This window comes from Ramlibacter sp. AN1133 (genome assembly GCF_037890035.1).
GTDB lineage: Bacteria > Pseudomonadota > Gammaproteobacteria > Burkholderiales > Burkholderiaceae_C > Ramlibacter.
The window spans coordinates 1-16,687 of record NZ_JBBKTQ010000018.1 but is presented as its reverse complement, the minus strand read 5'-3'; the positions used below and the strand labels follow the sequence as shown (position 1 = coordinate 16,687).

The window sequence follows — 16,687 nt, the reverse complement described above, 5'->3', positions numbered from 1 at the left end:
GCCGTGCGGCGCTCATTTCGGATCCAGCACCAGGCGCTGGTTGCGCACCGCCAGGATGATCCACTCGGCCTGCCCCACGGCGCCGATCTGGAACGGGCGCGGCAGCTGCGAGACGTCGAGCCGGAAGCGGAAGTCGATGGTGTGGGTCGATTCGGGATCGACCGCGGAAGCATCGGCGATGCGCCAGCCGGAGACACGCTGCACCGCCGCCAGCGCCTCTTCGCGGCTGTCGAACATCTGCCCCAACACCAGCCCGGAATGGCCGATCGGCGCGGACGACACCTGCAGCCGCCAGCGGCGGGTGAGCGGCTGGTAGGACAGGCGCATGTGCCGCGTGGCGAAGGCCACGCGCTTGTCGGTCCAGTACCAGCGGTCCCGGTAGATGGCGGCCTCGGCGAGGAAGTACATGGGGATGCCCTTCGCCAGCGCATCATCCACCACTTGCGGCAGCTCGAAGCGGACGGCAGCGCTCAGCAGCACCCCTTCTTCGGTGCGCTCGACCTGCAGCTGCGTGACTTCGGCCATCTGGACCTGGGCCGCGGCAGGGCGCCAGCCCGCGCCGGCGAGCAGCACGGCGCAGACCAGGGCGAGGAACAGGGCGCGATCAGGCCTCCGGAGGAGCCGGTGCATGCTGTGCACTCTTTTGCACCACCGCGTAATAGAAGCCATCGTGGTCACGTGGCTCATTGTCCCGGAGGCCCTCGGGGTGCGCGCCGTCCCGGGGCAGGAAATGGCCCGGGCCGGGGCGCAAAAGGGCCGAGCTGTTGTGCGCAAGAAACGCCGCGATCTGCTGCTCGCCCTCCGCGCGGAACACCGAGCAGGTGCAGTACACCAGCGTACCGCCCGGTTTGAGCAAGGGCCACAGCGCAGTGAGCAGACGCTTCTGCTGCGCGGCGAGCTGCGCCACGTCCGATTCGCGGCGCAGCCAGCGCACGTCGGGGTGGCGGCGCACCACGCCGGAGGCGGTGCAGGGCGCATCGAGCAGGATCGCATCGAAAGGCTTTCCATCCCACCACGCGGCAGGCTCGCCGGCATCGGCGGTGCGAACTTCCGCCGTCAGGTCCAGCCGCCGCAGGTTCTGGTGGATGCGTTCGCAGCGCACCGGATCCACGTCCAGCGCGACGACCTGGGCGTGGCGCGCGAGCTCGCACAGGTGCGCGGTCTTGCCGCCGGGGGCGGCGCAGGCGTCCAGGATGCGCAGCGGCGCGTCGTGCGGCAGGCCCTCCAGCAGCAGCTGCGCGGCCACCTGGGCGCCGGCGTCCTGCACCGACCACAGGCCGTCGGCGAAGCCGGGGATCGCATCCACCGCATGCGGCCGGTCCAGCACCAGGCCGTGCAGCCCCACCGGCTCGGAGGCGATGTGCTGCGCAGCCAGCAACTGCCGCAGCGGCTCGCGCGAGATCCGGTGCGTGTTCACCCGCAGCGTCATGGGGGCGGGCGTGTTGTTCACCTCCAGCACCTGTTCCCAGTCCTGCGGGTGCTCGCGCTCGAGCTGCGCGATCCACCAGCGGGGGTGGTTCCAGCGCGCCACCGAGTCGTCCTCGGTCGCGGCGACCAGCGCGTCGCGCTCGCGCAGGAAGCGGCGCAGGCAGGCGTTGATGAAGCCCTGCTGCGCGCGCGTGTCCTTGCCGCGCTTGGCGGCCTCGACGGCCTGGTCGACCAGCGTGAAGGGCTCGTAGGGCGCCCCCTCCTCCTGCCAGGCGAGCGCCAGCGCGGTGGTGAGGAGCGCATCGGCCGCCGGTGGCGGCGCCTTGTTCGCCAGCTGCCGGCGCAGCGCCTGCGCGCGCCCGAGGAAGCGCAGCACGTGGTAGGCGAGCGCCTGCGCGCCGGGGCGCACGTCGGCGTGCAGGCGCGCGATCGCCGGCGTCGCCGATTCGCCGCGCCGCACGGCGGCCAAAACGGAGGCGGCAGCCTGCAGCTGCCGCCAGAGGGGAACGGGAGGATGCATCAGGTCAGGGTGTCGGCCCAGATGTTACGCGCCCAGTTCAGCGCGTACCTTCCCTCCAGCTCCGTCGGCCCGGGGCTGACGCCGCCGGAAGCGCCCACCGCCTTGTAGGTGCGCTCGGCCGCCACGTACTGGTGGACGCTGGCGACGTGGATCACGCGCTGGTCGTCGACGAAGCTGTAGCAGGTGTTGGTGAGCATGGGGGTGGTGTCCGCCGGCCAGCCGGAAAGCTCCGCCACGATCGCCGCGGCGGCGACCTTCGCGTGCGCGTTCGCCATGTGGCCGCTCTTGGGCATCGCGGGCGCGACCTGGATCGCATCGCCGACCACATGGATGTCCTTCGCGGCGGTGGACTGGAAGCCCAGGTAGTCGACGCCGCACCAGCGCTGGCTGGCCATGTTGTTGAGGCCCGCCTGCACGGCGACGGCGCCGGCGCGCATCGGCGGCAGCACGTTGAGGACGTCGGCCTGCACGTCTTCCGCCACCTCGAACTTGATCACGCCCGCACGCTCGTCGACGGCCACGGCCTTGTGCTGCGGGCGGTATTCGACGATGCCGCGGTACTGCTCGCTCCACACGCGCTTGAAGAGGGCGCCCTTGGAGACGACGTCCGGATTGGCGTCGAGGATCAGCACCTTGCTGCGCGGCTTGGCCTGCCTGAAATACCAAGCGACCTGGCAGGCGCGCTCGTAGGGGCCGGGCGGGCAGCGATAGGGTTGCTCGGGGATCGTGATCGCATAGACGCCGCCGTCGCGCATCGCCTCGAGCTGCCGGCGCAGCGCGAGCGTCTCCGGGCCGGCCTTCTGCCACGCCTGCAGCACGCGGCCGCTGTCGTGCGCCGCCCGCAGGCCTTCGATCTCGTCGAACAACAGCTCGACGCCGGGGGAGAGCACCAGCTTGTCGTAGGCAATGGAAGGGCCGCTCGCCAGCGTGACCGTCTTGCGCTGCGCATCGATCGCCCGCGCCGTGTCCTTCACCCGCGTCACGCCCTGGCGCGCGAGGCCGTCGTACGGCGTGGTGATGTCGGCGATCTGCCGGCTGCCGCCGATCACGAGGTTGGACAGCGGACAGGAGACGAACACGTCGTTCGGCTCGATCAGGACGACCTCGATCCTGTGGTCGGACAGCAGGCGCACGTATTTTGCCGCGGTCGCACCACCATAGCCGCCGCCGATGACGACCACGCGCGCCTTGGCCGGGATAGTGGCCGTCGTCGCGCAGCCGGCGAGGCCGACGGCCGCGGCGGCTTGCAGGAAGCTGCGGCGGTCGATGGTCATGGCTTCTGGGCGGCGAAGAAGGCCGCGAGCTGTTCGAGTTGCTCGTCGGTGTAGCCGCGCGCGAGCTGCTGCATGATCGTGGACGGGCGCGTGCCGGCCTTGAAGGCGTGGAGCTGCGTCAGCAGGTAGTCGCGCGGCATGCCGGCAATCGATGGCAGGGCGGACCCGGGCACGGTGCGGCCGTCGGTGCCGTGGCATTGGGCGCAGTTGGCGGCGAGGGTGCGGAGGTGGAGGGTTTCCTGTTGCGCGTGGACGGGCCCCGCGACCAGGCCGACGGCGAGCAGGGCAGTTCGTAGGCTGGTGGTGACCGAAGGGAACCCCAGCTCCGCTGCGCTCGCCGGATCGCTGGGGTTCGCCAAGCTCACCGCCAGCCTACGAGGGACCGAACGCCGGCAAGTGTGCATGTCAATGCCTCGCCCGCAACCCACGTCCCGGATGGAACCCGAACAGCCACGCCAGCAGCGCCGCCGGGAACTGCGCGATCGCCTCGTTGTAGCGGTTCACCGCCTGGTTGAAATGCTCGGTGGCGGCCTGCGTCATGCGAACGAGCTGCGCCCGCTCGCCGCTGAAGTTCTCCGGCAGGCGCGGCCCGGCGAGGTCGTGCGCGTCGTCGCGCTCGGCGCGGTCCCACGCCATGCTCAGGACTTCCTGCGCCGCGCCCAGCGCCGCGATGCGCTCCGGGTCCAGCGGGCGTGACTTCGCCGCCGCCAGCGACGCCTGCATCTGGGCGGCGGCGCCCTGCAGCCCGCCCCAGAACGCGCTGCCGCCCGTGAACTGCGACTGCGCCTGCTCGTCTTCCGGCGGCACGCATTCCTGCACCAGCTGCGCCTGTTTCGTGAGTTCGGCCTCCAGCGCGGCGAAGGCGTGGTTGGCCTCCGAGCGCAGGCGCACCAGCCGGTTGTACGCGCCGACGGCCCAGAACAGGGCCACCGCCGCGATCACCCAGGGAAGGAAGTTCGACGACTGCATTTGCCTCGCACGATAAGGAAAGGGCGCCACCCCCGCAAGAGGTGGCGCCCTTCGACGGCAGATGCGCGCCGCCCGGCCGCTCGAAGGCGCGCGCCCCCTCCGCTTGCGGAGGGGGGAGGCGGAGCACGGAGTGCGTAGCCTGGGGGAGCTACCCGTCGACGCTTATTCGGCGGTCGACGTGCCCGGGTCGCTGACCTCGGAAGCGTTGGCGCCTTCCGTGGCTTCCGCCAGTTCGGCCGCTTCGGCGTCGGCGATGGCGCGGCGCTCGGCCTCGTCCATCTGGTCCTTCGCCTTGCGCGCGACGTGGTAGGCCATGCCGGTGCCGGCCGGGATCAGGCGGCCGACGATCACGTTTTCCTTCAGGCCGCGCAGCTCGTCGCGCTTGCCCATGATCGCCGCCTCGGTCAGCACCCGCGTGGTTTCCTGGAAGGAAGCGGCGGAGATGAACGAGTCGGTCGACAGCGAGGCCTTCGTGATGCCCAGCAGCAGGTTGCTGTAGGTCGCGTGGATCTTGCCCTCGCCGTGCAGGCGGTCGTTGGTGTCCAGGATCTCGGAACGCTCGACCTGCTCGCCGGCGATGTAGTCGGACTCGCCCGGGTTCTCGACGACCACGCGGCGCAGCATCTGGCGCACGATCACCTCGATGTGCTTGTCGTTGATCTTCACGCCCTGGAGGCGGTAGACGTCCTGCACTTCATCGACGATGTAGCGCGCCAGTTCCTCCATGCCCAGCAGGCGCAGGATGTCCTGCGGATCGGCCGGGCCGTCGACCACGGATTCGCCCTTGTTGACCACCTGGCCTTCGTGCACCAGGATGTTCTTCTCCTTGGGCACCAGCTCCTCGTGCACGCCGCCTTCCGGATCGGTGATCTGCAGGCGGATCTTGCCCTTGGTCTCCTTGCCGAACGACACCGTGCCGGTCATCTCGGCCAGCACGCCCTTGTCCTTGGGCGAACGGGCTTCGAACAGCTCCGCCACGCGCGGCAGGCCGCCCGTGATGTCGCGCGTCTTCTGCCCTTCGACCGGGATGCGGGCCAGCACTTCGCCGGGACCCACGTCCTGGCCGTCGCGCACCTGCACCAGAGAGCCGACCTGGAAGGCGATCGTCACCGAGTGGTCGGTGCCGGGGATCTTCACCTCGTTGCCGGCCGCATCGACCAGCTTCACCTGCGGACGCACCACCTTGGCGGAGCCGCGGCGCTTCGGGTCGATCACCACCAGCGTCGACAGGCCCGTGACCTCGTCGACCTGCTTGGCCACCGTCAGGCCCTCTTCCACGTTCTCGAACTTCACCCGGCCGGCGAATTCCGTGATGATGGGTCGGGTCAGCGGGTCCCAGTTGGCCAGGATGACGCCGGCCTTGACCTGCTGGTCGGCCTTCACCGTCAGCGTGGCGCCGTACGGCACCTTGTGGCGTTCGCGCTCGCGGCCGTGCTCGTCGTGGATGATGATCTCGCCCGAACGGGAAATGACGACCAGCTCGCCCTTCTGGTTGGTCACGTAGCGCATCGTGGTGTTGAAGCCCACGAAGCCCGCGGACTTCGCTTCCACGCTGGAGGCCACCGCCGCCCGCGAAGCCGCACCACCGATGTGGAAGGTGCGCATCGTCAGCTGCGTGCCGGGTTCGCCGATCGACTGCGCGGCGATCACGCCCACCGCCTCGCCCACGTTCACCAGGCCGCCGCGGCCCAGGTCGCGGCCGTAGCACTTGGCGCACAGGCCGAAGCGCGTCGCGCAGTTCAGCGCGGTGCGGACCTTGACCTCGTCCACGCCGTCGGCCTCGAGCCGGTCGATCGCATCTTCGTCCAGCATCACGCCGGAGGGGACGATCACGTCGCGCGTTTCCGGGTGCACCACGTCTTCGGCGGCCACGCGGCCCAGGATCCGGTCGCGCAGCGACTCGATCACTTCGCCGCCCTCGACGATGGCACGCATCAGCGCGCCGTCGCCCGTGCCGCAGTCGACCTCGGTCACGACCAGGTCCTGCGTCACGTCCACGAGACGGCGGGTCAGGTAGCCGGAGTTCGCGGTCTTCAGCGCCGTGTCCGCGAGGCCCTTGCGGGCGCCGTGGGTGGAGATGAAGTACTGCAGCACGTTCAGGCCTTCGCGGAAGTTGGCCGTGATGGGCGTCTCGATGATCGAGCCGTCCGGCTTGGCCATCAGGCCCCGCATGCCCGCCAGCTGGCGGATCTGCGCAGCGGAACCGCGGGCGCCGGAGTCGGCCATCATGTAGATGGAGTTGAAGGACTCCTGCTCCACTTCCTTGCCGTGGCGGTCGATGACCTTTTCCTTGGCCAGCTGGGCCATCATCACCTTCGACACTTCGTCGCCGGCCTTGCCCCAGATGTCCACCACCTTGTTGTAGCGCTCGCCGGCGGTGACGAGACCCGAGACGTACTGCTGCTCGATCTCCTTCACTTCCTTTTCGCTGCGCTCGATGATCGCCTTCTTCTCCGGCGGCACCAGCATGTCGTCCACCGCGATGGAGATGCCGGCCTTGGTCGCCAGGCGGAAGCCGTTCTGCAGCAGCTTGTCGGCGAAGACCACCGTCTCCTTCAGGCCGCACTTGCGGAAGGAGATGTTGATCAGCTTGCTGATCTCCTTCTTCTTCAGCGCCTTGTTCAGCACGCTGAAGGGCAGGCCCTTGGGCAGGATCTCCGACAGCAGCGCGCGGCCGGCCGTGGTGTCGAACAGCTTGGTCGTCGGCACGAACTGGCCGCTGTCCTTGTCCTTTTCCCACTCGGTCAGGCGCACGGCGATCTTGGCGGTCAGTTCCACCGCGCCGGTTTCCAGGGCGCGCAGCACTTCGGCCACGTCGGTGAAGGTCATGCCCTCACCCTTGCCGTTGGTGCGCTCGCGCGTCGTGTAGTACAGGCCCAGCACCACGTCCTGCGAGGGCACGATGGAGGGCTCGCCGTTGGCGGGGAACAGCACGTTGTTGGAGGCCAGCATCAGCGTGCGGGCTTCCATCTGCGCTTCCACCGACAGCGGCACGTGCACGGCCATCTGGTCGCCGTCGAAGTCGGCGTTGAACGCCGCGCACACCAGCGGGTGCAGCTGGATCGCCTTGCCTTCGATCAGGATCGGCTCGAAGGCCTGGATGCCCAGGCGGTGCAGCGTGGGGGCGCGGTTCAGGAGCACCGGGTGCTCCTTGATCACCTCTTCGAGGATGTCCCACACCACCGGCGTGCCGGCTTCCACTTCCTTCTTCGCCGCCTTGATGGTGGTGGCGATGCCCATGGCTTCCAGGCGCGAGAAGATGAAGGGCTTGAAGAGTTCCAGCGCCATCAGCTTCGGCAGGCCGCACTGGTGCAGCTTGAGCGTCGGGCCCACGGTGATGACCGAACGGCCCGAGTAGTCGACGCGCTTGCCCAGCAGGTTCTGGCGGAAGCGGCCGCTCTTGCCCTTGATCATGTCGGCCAGCGACTTCAGGGCACGCTTGTTCGCGCCCGTCATGGCCTTGCCACGGCGGCCGTTGTCCAGCAGCGAGTCCACCGCCTCCTGCAGCATGCGCTTCTCGTTGCGCGCGATGATTTCCGGCGCCTTGAGTTCGAGCAGGCGCTTCAGGCGCGAGTTGCGGTTGATGACGCGACGGTACAGGTCGTTCAGGTCGGAGGTCGCGAAGCGGCCGCCGTCCAGCGGCACCAGCGGACGCAGGTCCGGCGGCAGCACCGGCAGCACCTGCATGACCATCCACTCGGGCTTCATGCCCGACTTCTTGAAGGCTTCCAGCACCTTCAGGCGCTTGGCGTTCTTCTTGACCTTGACTTCGGAGCCGGTCAGGTCGCCGCGCAGCTTCTCGATCTCGATGTCGAGGTCGATCGCTTCCAGCAGGTCCTTGATGCCCTCGGCGCCCATCTTGGCGATGAACTCGTCACCGTATTCCTTGCGCTTGGCGTCGTAGTCGTCCTCGGACATGATGCCGAACTTCTTCAGCGGGGTCATGCCGGGGTCGGTGATGACATACGCCTCGAAGTACAGCACCCGCTCGATGTCGCGCAGGGTCATGTCCAGCACCAGGCCGAGGCGCGAAGGCAGCGACTTCAGGAACCAGATGTGCGCGCAGGGCGCGGCCAGGTCGATGTGGCCCATGCGCTCGCGGCGCACCTTGGTCTGCGTGACTTCCACGCCGCACTTCTCGCAGATCACGCCGCGGTGCTTCAGGCGCTTGTACTTGCCGCACAGGCACTCGTAGTCCTTGATCGGGCCGAAGATCTTGGCGCAGAACAGGCCATCCCGCTCCGGCTTGAAGGTGCGGTAGTTGATCGTCTCCGGCTTCTTGACTTCACCGAAGGACCAGGAACGGATCTTCTCGGGCGACGCGATCCCGATGCGGATGGCATCGAAATGCTCGTCCGGCGTGAACTGCTTGAACAGGTCGAGTAGAGATTTCATGTAACTCTGTTCCTTCCTTTAGCTGCGCTCGAGTTCGATGTCGATGCCGAGCGAGCGAATTTCCTTGACCAGCACGTTGAACGACTCCGGCATGCCGGCATCGATCGCGTGTTCGCCCTTGACGATGGACTCGTACACCTTGGTGCGGCCCTGCACGTCGTCGGACTTCACGGTCAGCATTTCCTGCAGCGTGTAGGAAGCGCCGTAGGCTTCCAGCGCCCACACTTCCATCTCGCCGAAACGCTGGCCGCCGAATTGCGCCTTGCCGCCCAGCGGCTGCTGCGTGACCAGCGAGTACGGGCCGGTCGAGCGGGCGTGCATCTTGTCGTCCACCAGGTGGTGCAGCTTGAGCACGTGCATGTAGCCCACGGTCACCGGGCGCTCGAACTGGTCGCCCGTGCGGCCGTCGTACAGGAAGGCCTGCGTGCGCGTGGCCGTGAGGCCCTTGCGCTTGGCGACTTCCTCGGGGAAGGCTTCGTGCAGCATGCCGCGGATCTCGGCCTCGGAGGCGCCGTCGAACACCGGCGTCGCGAAGGGCACGCCCTTGGCGAGCTGGCCGGCCATCTCGATCACTTCGGACTCGGTGAGGTCGCCCAGCGTTTCCTTCTTGCCCGAGCGGTTGTAGATCGTCTCGAGGAAGCTGCGCACTTCGGCGGCGGCCGCTTCCTTCTGCAGCATCTCGCCGATGCGGTTGCCGATGCCCTTGGCGGCCCAGCCCAGGTGCACTTCCAGCACCTGGCCCACGTTCATGCGCGAAGGCACGCCCAGCGGGTTGAGCACGATGTCGCACGGCGTGCCGTCGGCCATGTAGGGCATGTCTTCGACCGGGACGATCTTGGACACGACACCCTTGTTGCCGTGGCGGCCGGCCATCTTGTCGCCGGGTTGCAGGCGGCGCTTGACGGCCAGGTAGACCTTGACCATCTTCAGCACGCCCGCCGGCAGCTCGTCGCCCTGCGTGAGCTTCTTGCGCTTTTCCTCGAACGCGAGGTCGAAGCTGTGGCGCGTCTGCTCCAGCGAGTTCTTGATGGACTCGAGCTGCGAGGCCACTTCGTCTTCGGCCGGGCGGATGTCGAACCAGTGGAACTTCTCCACCGAGTCCAGGTACGCCTTGTCGATCTTCGCGCCCTTGGCCAGCTTCTGCGGGCCGCCGTTGGCCTCGCGGCCGGTCAGCAGCTTGGCGATCCGGTCGAAGGCGTCGGCTTCCACGATGCGCAGCTGGTCGTTCAGGTCCAGGCGGAAGCGCTTGAGCTCGTCGTCGATGATCTGCTGGGCGCGCTTGTCGCGCTGGATGCCTTCACGGGTGAAGACCTGCACGTCGATCACGGTGCCCTGCGAGCCCTGGTCCACGCGCAGCGAAGTGTCCTTCACGTCGCTGGCCTTCTCGCCGAAGATCGCGCGCAGCAGCTTTTCTTCCGGCGTCAGCGTGGTCTCGCCCTTGGGCGTGACCTTGCCCACCAGCACGTCGCCCGGCTGCACTTCCGCGCCGACGTAGATGATGCCGGACTCGTCCAGGCGGTTGAGCTGCTGCTCGGACAGGTTCGGGATGTCGCGGGTGATTTCTTCCGGACCCAGCTTGGTGTCGCGCGCCATCACCACCAGTTCCTCGATGTGGATCGAGGTATAGCGGTCGTCGGCCACGACGCGTTCGGAGATCAGGATCGAGTCCTCGAAGTTGTAGCCGTTCCAGGGCATGAACGCGACCAGCATGTTCTGGCCCAGGGCCAGCTCGCCCAGGTCCGTCGACGCGCCGTCGGCGATCACGTCGCCCTTGGCGATCTTGTCGCCGCGCTGGACGATGGGACGCTGGTGGATGTTGGTGTTCTGGTTGGAACGCTGGTACTTGATCAGGTTGTAGATGTCGACGCCGACTTCACCGGCGGTGGCTTCCGCGTCGTTCACGCGCACCACGATGCGGGTGGCGTCGACGTAGTCGACCACGCCGCCGCGGGTGGCGGTGACCACGGTGCCGGAGTCGATCGCGGAGACGCGCTCGATGCCGGTGCCGACGAAGGCCTTCTCGGGGCGCAGCACCGGCACGGCCTGGCGCTGCATGTTGGCGCCCATCAGCGCGCGGTTGGCGTCGTCGTGCTCCAGGAAGGGCACCAGCGAAGCGGCCACGGAGACGATCTGCGCCGGCGACACGTCCATGTACTGGATGCGCTCTGCCCCCACCAGGATCGATTCGCCCTTTTCACGCGCGGACACCAGGTCGCCGGTCAGGCGGCCTTCGGCGTCCAGCAGCGCGTTGGCCTGGGCGATGACGTACTTGCCTTCCTCGATGGCGGACAGGTAGTCGATCTCCATCGTGACCTTGCCGTCGCGCACGCGGCGGTACGGCGTCTCGATGAAGCCGTACTCGTTCAGGCGGGCGTACAGGGCCAGCGAGTTGATCAGGCCGATGTTCGGGCCTTCCGGCGTTTCAATGGGGCAGACGCGGCCGTAGTGCGTGACGTGCACGTCGCGCACTTCGAAGCCGGCGCGCTCGCGCGTCAGGCCGCCCGGGCCCAGGGCCGAGACGCGGCGCTTGTGCGTGATCTCGGACAGCGGGTTGGTCTGGTCCATGAACTGCGACAGCTGCGACGCGCCGAAGAACTCCTTGAGGGCCGCGGAAATCGGCTTGGAGTTGATCAGGTCGTGCGGCATCAGCGGCTCTTGCTCCGCCTGGCCCAGACGTTCCTTGACGGCCTTCTCGATCCGCGCGAGACCCGTGCGGTACTGGTTCTCGGCCAGTTCGCCGACGCAGCGCACGCGGCGGTTGCCCAGGTGGTCGATGTCGTCGACTTCGCCGCGGCCGTTGCGCAGGTCCACCAGGATCTTGACGACGGCCAGGATGTCGTCGTTGGTCAGCACCATCGGGCCGGTGCCCTCTTCGCGGCCGACCTTGGCGTTGAACTTCATGCGGCCCACGCGCGACAGGTCGTACGTGTCCGGGTTGTAGAACAGGCGCTGGAACAGGGCCTGCACCGCGTCCTCGGTCGGCGGCTCGCCGGGGCGCATCATGCGATAGATGGCCACGCGGGCGGCGAACTCGTCGGCGGTCTCGTCGATGCGCAGCGTCTGCGACATGTACGGGCCCTGGTCCAGCTCGTTCGTGTAGATCGCCTGGATGTCCTGGATGCCGGCGGCGCGCAGCTTCTTGAGCAGCGCTTCGGTCAGTTCGTCGTTGGCCTTGGCGATGATCTCGCCCGTGTCCGGGTCGATGATGTTGCGCGCGACCACGCGGCCCACGAGGTAGTCCTCGGGCACGCTGATGTGCGTGGTGCCGGTGGTTTCCAGCTCGCGGGTGTGGCGGGCGGTGACGCGCTTGTCCTTGGCGACCACGACCTTGCCGGACTTGTCGGTGATGTCGAAGCGGGCGACTTCACCGCGGATGCGCTCGGGCACGAACTCGAGCTGCGCGCCCGTGTCCATCAGGCGGAAGTTGTCGTTGACGAAGAAGTTCGCCAGGATGGTTTCCGGCGTCAGGCCGATGGCCTTGAGCAGGATGGTGACCGGCATCTTGCGGCGGCGGTCGACGCGGAAGTACAGCACGTCCTTCGGGTCGAACTCGAAGTCCAGCCAGGAGCCGCGGTAGGGGATGATCCGCGCGGAGAACAGCAGCTTGCCCGAGCTGTGCGTCTTGCCCTTGTCGTGCTCGAAGAACACGCCCGGCGAGCGGTGCAGCTGCGAGACGATCACGCGCTCGGTGCCGTTGATGATGAACGAGCCCTTGTCCGTCATGAGCGGCACTTCGCCCATGTAGACCTCCTGCTCCTTGACTTCCTTGACCACCTTGGACTGCGGCGTGGAGGACTCGCGGTCGTAGATGATCAGCTGCACCTTCGCCCGCACGGCGGAGGCGAAGGTCAGGCCGCGGGTCTGGCATTCGCGCACGTCGAATGCCGGCTTGGCCAGGTTGTACTCGATGAACTTCATCTCCACGAACCCGTTGTGCGAGACGATCGGGAAGGCGGAGTCGAACGCGGCCTGCAGACCTTCGATGGTCCGTTTCTGGGGTGGAAGGTCGGCTTGGAGGAAGGCGGTGTACGCATCCTTCTGCATCTGCAGCAGGTACGGCACTTCGAGCACGCTGTCGCGTTTGCCGAAGCTCTTGCGGATGCGTTTGCGTTCGGTATAGGAATAGGCCATGAGTTCTCCGGGCTATCAAGCTCTTGGCAACTGACGCGCCCCCACACCAGCGAAGGGGTGGGCGGCGTTCTTGGCGGGGTGGCCACTACCACCCTTGGCGGACGGCCCGGCGTTGCACCGGGCCCGAACCAAGCAGTTTTCTGCAGTCGGATCAGAAAACACTAGGAAAGCGGTTGGAGCGATTTGCGCCGCGTTCGTTCGGCACAACAACCACCCGTCTTCCTGGTGCTCTCTACAAGCGGCAAAGGCTGGAGGCCTTTCGAGCCTCCAGCCCTTCCACGGTGAACGCAATTACTTGAGTTCGACCTTGGCGCCGGCGTCTTCCAGCTTCTTCTTGGCAGCTTCGGCGTCGGCCTTGTTCATGCCTTCCTTGACGGGCTTCGGCGCGCCATCGACCAGGTCCTTGGCTTCCTTGAGGCCCAGGCCGGTGATTTCGCGGACCGCCTTGATGACGGAAACCTTCTGCGCACCGGCTTCCATCAGCTGCACGGTGAACTCGGTCTTTTCTTCCACGGCGGCGGCGGCCGGGCCGGCACCACCAGCGGCCGGGGCGGCCATGGCGGCGGCGGAGACGCCGAACTTCTCTTCGATGGCCTTGACCAGGTCATTGAGGTCCATGACGGACATGCTGTCCAGGGCCGTCAGGAATTCGTCTTTGTTGAATGCCATTTTGTACTTTCCAGAATAAGTTGGTGATCCGTAGGGCTGCTGTTCCCGCGCTTACGCGGCGGCGGCAGCCTCGGCGGGCGCGCCAGCGCCCTCTTCCTTCTTCTTCGCCAGGGCCGCCAGCACGCCCGCGGTGCGGGACATGGGCGACATCAGCAGGCCGCAAAGCTGCGCCAGCAGAACTTCCTTGGACGGAATGTTCGCCAGCTGCTTGACGCCGTTGACGTCCAGGGCCTTGCCCGCGAACGCGCCGCCGCGAATGACCAGCTTGTCGTTGGTCTTCGCGAAGTCGGCCACCACCTTGGCGGCGGCCACAGCGTCCACGGAGAAGCCGTAGATCAGCGGACCGGTCATCTGGTCACCGATGACTTCGAACTGGCTGCCCGCAACGGCGCGGCGGGCCAGGGTGTTCTTCAGAACACTCAGGTCCACGCCAGCGCCGCGCGCGGCCACGCGCAGCTTCGTCATGTCGGCGACCGTGATGCCGCGGTATTCCGCCATCACCAGCGTTTGAGCTTTAGCGGCGAGAGCGGTCACTTCGCTGACGACCGCTTCCTTCTCACTGCGATTCAGACTCAAGGTCTACTCCTTCGATTGCGCTTGGGGGTTGCCCCTTTCGCGCGCCTGTTTAAGCGACCAACTGTCTTCCGGAAATCTCTCGAAATCTTTCAGTCAGCGGGATCGCCATCTGCGTTGGCCCTTGCGGAATTAAGAGGCTCGCGCCTCGCCAACGGTCTTGGATGGCCCACCGGGTCGCCCCGATGGCCCACCACACCAGCCGGCTGCTTGCGCAACCGGCCAATTCATCACGCCTGGGCTTGGCCCTGCGCGTTCACGGTCTGCAGGTCGACGCGGACACCCAGGCCCATCGTCGAGGACACGGCCACCTTGCGCAGGTACACGCCCTTGCTGGTGGCCGGCTTGGCCTTGTTCAGCGCCTCGATCAGCGCGACCAGGTTGCCCTGCAGCTTGTCCGATTCGAACGAGCGGCGGCCGATGGTCGCGTGGATGATGCCGGCCTTGTCGGCACGGAACTGCACCTGGCCCGCCTTGGCGTTCTTCACCGCGGTGGCGACGTCCGGCGTCACGGTGCCGACCTTCGGGTTCGGCATCAGGCCGCGCGGGCCGAGGATCTGGCCCAGCTGGCCAACCACGCGCATGGCGTCCGGCGCGGCGATCACCACGTCGAAGGGCATGTCGCCCGCCTTCACGCGGGCCGCCAGGTCGTCCATGCCGACGATGTCGGCGCCGGCGGCCTTGGCTTCCTCGGCCTTGGCGCCCTGGGCGAACACGGCGACGCGCTTGGTCTTGCCGGTGCCGTTGGGCATCACGACCGCGCCGCGAACGACCTGGTCCGACTTCTTCGGGTCGATGCCCAGCTGCACGGCCACGTCGATGGACTCATCGAACTTGGCGGTGGCGGCACCCTTGACCAGGCCGATGGCGGCGTTCAGCTCGTACAGCTTGGTGCTGTCGACCTTGCCTTCCAGGGCTTTCTGCTTCTTCGTGAGCTTCGCCATGATCAGAGGCCCTCCACCGTGACGCCCATCGAACGGGCGGAACCAGCCAGCGTCTTGACAGCGGCGTCGATGTTGGCCGCGTTCATGTCCTTCAGCTTGGTCTTGGCGATTTCCTCGAGCTGGGCCCGGGTGATCTTGCCGACCTTGTCGGTGTGCGGCTTGGCGGAACCCTTGTCCAGCTTGATCGCCTTCTTGATCAGCGTGGTCGCCGGGGGCGTCTTGATGATGAAGGTGAAGCTCTTGTCCGCGAAGGCGGTGATCACCACCGGCAGCGGCAGACCGGGCTCGACGCCCTGGGTCTGGGCGTTGAACGCCTTGCAGAACTCCATGATGTTCAGGCCGCGCTGACCCAGCGCGGGACCGATCGGCGGCGAGGGGTTCGCCTTGCCGGCCGGGACTTGCAGCTTCACGAAGCCGACAATCTTCTTGGCCATGTCTTGATTTCCTTGCGGGTGATAGCGCCTTGCGGCTCCCCGGGGTTGAGGCTCTTGATCGCTGGGGTTCGGCGCTATCGCGCGCTCACCGCCAGCCTACGAATCGCACCCCGCCTGAAAAGGTGCGAATCGCTCGTCAGGTCTTCTCGACCTGGCTGAATTCCAGTTCCACGGGGGTCGCGCGGCCGAAGATCGTCACCGACACGCGCACCTTGCTCTTCTCGTAGTTGACTTCCTCGACGGTGCCGTTGAAGTCGGTGAACGGGCCGTCCTTGACGCGCACGTACTCGCCCACGGTGAATTCGACCTTGTGGCGCGGCTTTTCCACGCCCTCTTCCATCTGGCCGAGGATCTTGGCGACTTCCTCGTCGCTGATCGGGGCCGGGCGGTTCTTGGCGCCGCCGACGAAGCCGGTCACCTTGTTGGTGTGCTTGACCAGGTGCCAGGTGTCGTCGTTCATGACCATCTGCACCAGCACGTAGCCGGGGTAGAAGCGGCGCTCGGAGCTGCGCTTCTGGCCGTTCTTGATCTCGACGACTTCCTCGGTGGGCACCAGGATCTCGCCGAACATGTCCTGCATGCCGGCGCGGTTGATGCGCTCCTTGATGTTGCGCTCCACCGCCTTCTCCATGCCGGAGTAGGCGTGCACCACGTACCAGCGCAGGTCGGGGTTCTTGGCCTTCGCCTCGACGCCGGGGACGGGCGCGGTGCCCTGGGTGTTTTCGGTCGTGTCGTTCATTACTTCTTCCAGCCCAGGATCAGGTCGTAGAACACCCACTCGAGGGTCTTGTCGGTCAGCCACAGGAAGATGGCCATGATCACGACGAAGCCGAACACGTAGGCGGTCATCTGGATCGATTCCTTGCGGGTCGGCCAGACGACCTTCTTGGTTTCCTTGACCGCGTCGCGGCCGAAGGCGATGAATTCCTTGCCCGGCTCGGACGTGAAGAACACGGCCACCGCGGCGATCAGGGCGACGATCAGCGCGCCCCACTGGGCGACCTGGCCCTGCTTGCCCAGCATGTAGAAGGCAGCGAGGCCGGCGATCACCAGCGCAATGGCGCCACCCACCTTGGCCTTGTCGGCGCCAGTGGTGACGGTTTCAACTTGGGTCGTGGCCATGGACGGGGCTCTTCCTGCTTCAATCGCGGTGCCGTTCAAGACACCGAAGCCCGTCGGAGGGACGGGCTTGGTTTCGGGGGCTTGCCACTCAGGTGGCAGGGGCAGTAGGAATCGAACCTACAACCTTCGGTTTTGGAGACCGACGCTCTGCCAATTGAGCTATACCCCTCCGCTAACCGGCACTTCCGGGGGAACCCGACATTATCGGCTATCCCGAAAGACCTTGTT

At 66.9% G+C, this 16,687-nt stretch carries 13 protein-coding genes and 1 tRNA gene; all 14 read right to left on the bottom strand.

Going from position 1 to position 16,687, the window contains the following annotated elements:
- Positions 1 to 12: 12 nt before the first annotated feature.
- Positions 13 to 630, bottom strand: a complete 618-nt coding sequence (locus WG923_RS21385; RefSeq protein WP_340353025.1) for a DUF4390 domain-containing protein — start codon at positions 628 to 630, stop codon at positions 13 to 15.
- Entirely contained in the window at positions 605 to 1,948 is a 1,344-nt protein-coding gene (gene rsmB / locus WG923_RS21380; protein WP_340353024.1) for a 16S rRNA (cytosine(967)-C(5))-methyltransferase RsmB, read from the bottom strand. The genes WG923_RS21385 and rsmB overlap by 26 nt, the downstream gene beginning before the upstream one ends.
- Positions 1,948 to 3,222 carry an NAD(P)/FAD-dependent oxidoreductase gene (locus WG923_RS21375; RefSeq protein WP_340353023.1) on the bottom strand — a complete coding sequence of 425 codons (1,275 nt, stop codon included), beginning with the start codon at positions 3,220 to 3,222 and terminating at the stop codon, positions 1,948 to 1,950. Before WG923_RS21375 ends, rsmB begins: the two co-directional genes overlap by 1 nt.
- Complete coding sequence (locus WG923_RS21370) at positions 3,219 to 3,581, bottom strand: c-type cytochrome (protein ID WP_340353022.1); 363 nt, start codon at positions 3,579 to 3,581, stop codon at positions 3,219 to 3,221. Before WG923_RS21370 ends, WG923_RS21375 begins: the two co-directional genes overlap by 4 nt.
- A 46-nt stretch (positions 3,582 to 3,627) precedes the next feature.
- Positions 3,628 to 4,191 carry a LemA family protein gene (locus WG923_RS21365; protein ID WP_340353021.1) on the bottom strand — a complete coding sequence of 188 codons (564 nt, stop codon included), beginning with the start codon at positions 4,189 to 4,191 and terminating at the stop codon, positions 3,628 to 3,630.
- Between the two features lie 162 nt (positions 4,192 to 4,353).
- A complete protein-coding gene (gene rpoC / locus WG923_RS21360) occupies positions 4,354 to 8,586 on the bottom strand; it encodes a DNA-directed RNA polymerase subunit beta' (RefSeq protein WP_340353020.1) in 4,233 nt (1,410 codons plus the stop codon).
- 18 nt (positions 8,587 to 8,604) lie between these two features.
- A complete protein-coding gene (gene rpoB, locus WG923_RS21355; protein ID WP_340353019.1) occupies positions 8,605 to 12,717 on the bottom strand; it encodes a DNA-directed RNA polymerase subunit beta in 4,113 nt (1,370 codons plus the stop codon).
- 291 nt (positions 12,718 to 13,008) lie between these two features.
- Entirely contained in the window at positions 13,009 to 13,386 is a 378-nt protein-coding gene (rplL, locus tag WG923_RS21350; protein WP_340353018.1) for a 50S ribosomal protein L7/L12, read from the bottom strand.
- Between the two features lie 51 nt (positions 13,387 to 13,437).
- Entirely contained in the window at positions 13,438 to 13,962 is a 525-nt protein-coding gene (gene rplJ, locus WG923_RS21345; RefSeq protein ID WP_340353017.1) for a 50S ribosomal protein L10, read from the bottom strand.
- A 227-nt stretch (positions 13,963 to 14,189) separates the two neighbouring features.
- The gene (rplA, locus tag WG923_RS21340) at positions 14,190 to 14,903 is read right to left on the bottom strand and encodes a 50S ribosomal protein L1 (RefSeq protein ID WP_340353016.1); all 714 of its coding nucleotides are present in this window, start codon (positions 14,901 to 14,903) and stop codon (positions 14,190 to 14,192) included.
- A 2-nt stretch (positions 14,904 to 14,905) separates the two neighbouring features.
- Entirely contained in the window at positions 14,906 to 15,337 is a 432-nt protein-coding gene (rplK, locus tag WG923_RS21335) for a 50S ribosomal protein L11 (RefSeq protein ID WP_340353015.1), read from the bottom strand.
- Between the two features lie 136 nt (positions 15,338 to 15,473).
- Positions 15,474 to 16,076: a transcription termination/antitermination protein NusG gene (gene nusG / locus WG923_RS21330; RefSeq protein ID WP_340353014.1), complete on the bottom strand. Its 603-nt coding sequence runs from the start codon at positions 16,074 to 16,076 to the stop codon at positions 15,474 to 15,476.
- Positions 16,076 to 16,459 (bottom strand): preprotein translocase subunit SecE, encoded by a 384-nt coding sequence (gene secE, locus WG923_RS21325; RefSeq protein WP_340353013.1) that lies wholly within the window; start codon positions 16,457 to 16,459, stop codon positions 16,076 to 16,078. Before secE ends, nusG begins: the two co-directional genes overlap by 1 nt.
- A gap of 93 nt (positions 16,460 to 16,552) precedes the next feature.
- Positions 16,553 to 16,628 (bottom strand) — tRNA-Trp (locus WG923_RS21320).
- Positions 16,629 to 16,687 lie beyond the last annotated feature (59 nt).

Coding starts and splice junctions, on each gene's coding strand:
- rsmB (WP_340353024.1), bottom strand. CDS start 1,948: ATGCATCCTCCCGTTCCCCTCTGGCGGCAGCTGCAGGCTGCCGCCTCC.
- rplA (WP_340353016.1), bottom strand. CDS start 14,903: ATGGCGAAGCTCACGAAGAAGCAGAAAGCCCTGGAAGGCAAGGTCGAC.
- rpoB (WP_340353019.1), bottom strand. CDS start 12,717: ATGGCCTATTCCTATACCGAACGCAAACGCATCCGCAAGAGCTTCGGC.
- WG923_RS21385 (WP_340353025.1), bottom strand. CDS start 630: ATGCACCGGCTCCTCCGGAGGCCTGATCGCGCCCTGTTCCTCGCCCTG.
- WG923_RS21375 (WP_340353023.1), bottom strand. CDS start 3,222: ATGACCATCGACCGCCGCAGCTTCCTGCAAGCCGCCGCGGCCGTCGGC.
- WG923_RS21365 (WP_340353021.1), bottom strand. CDS start 4,191: ATGCAGTCGTCGAACTTCCTTCCCTGGGTGATCGCGGCGGTGGCCCTG.
- secE (WP_340353013.1), bottom strand. CDS start 16,459: ATGGCCACGACCCAAGTTGAAACCGTCACCACTGGCGCCGACAAGGCC.
- rpoC (WP_340353020.1), bottom strand. CDS start 8,586: ATGAAATCTCTACTCGACCTGTTCAAGCAGTTCACGCCGGACGAGCAT.
- rplK (WP_340353015.1), bottom strand. CDS start 15,337: ATGGCCAAGAAGATTGTCGGCTTCGTGAAGCTGCAAGTCCCGGCCGGC.
- nusG (WP_340353014.1), bottom strand. CDS start 16,076: ATGAACGACACGACCGAAAACACCCAGGGCACCGCGCCCGTCCCCGGC.
- rplL (WP_340353018.1), bottom strand. CDS start 13,386: ATGGCATTCAACAAAGACGAATTCCTGACGGCCCTGGACAGCATGTCC.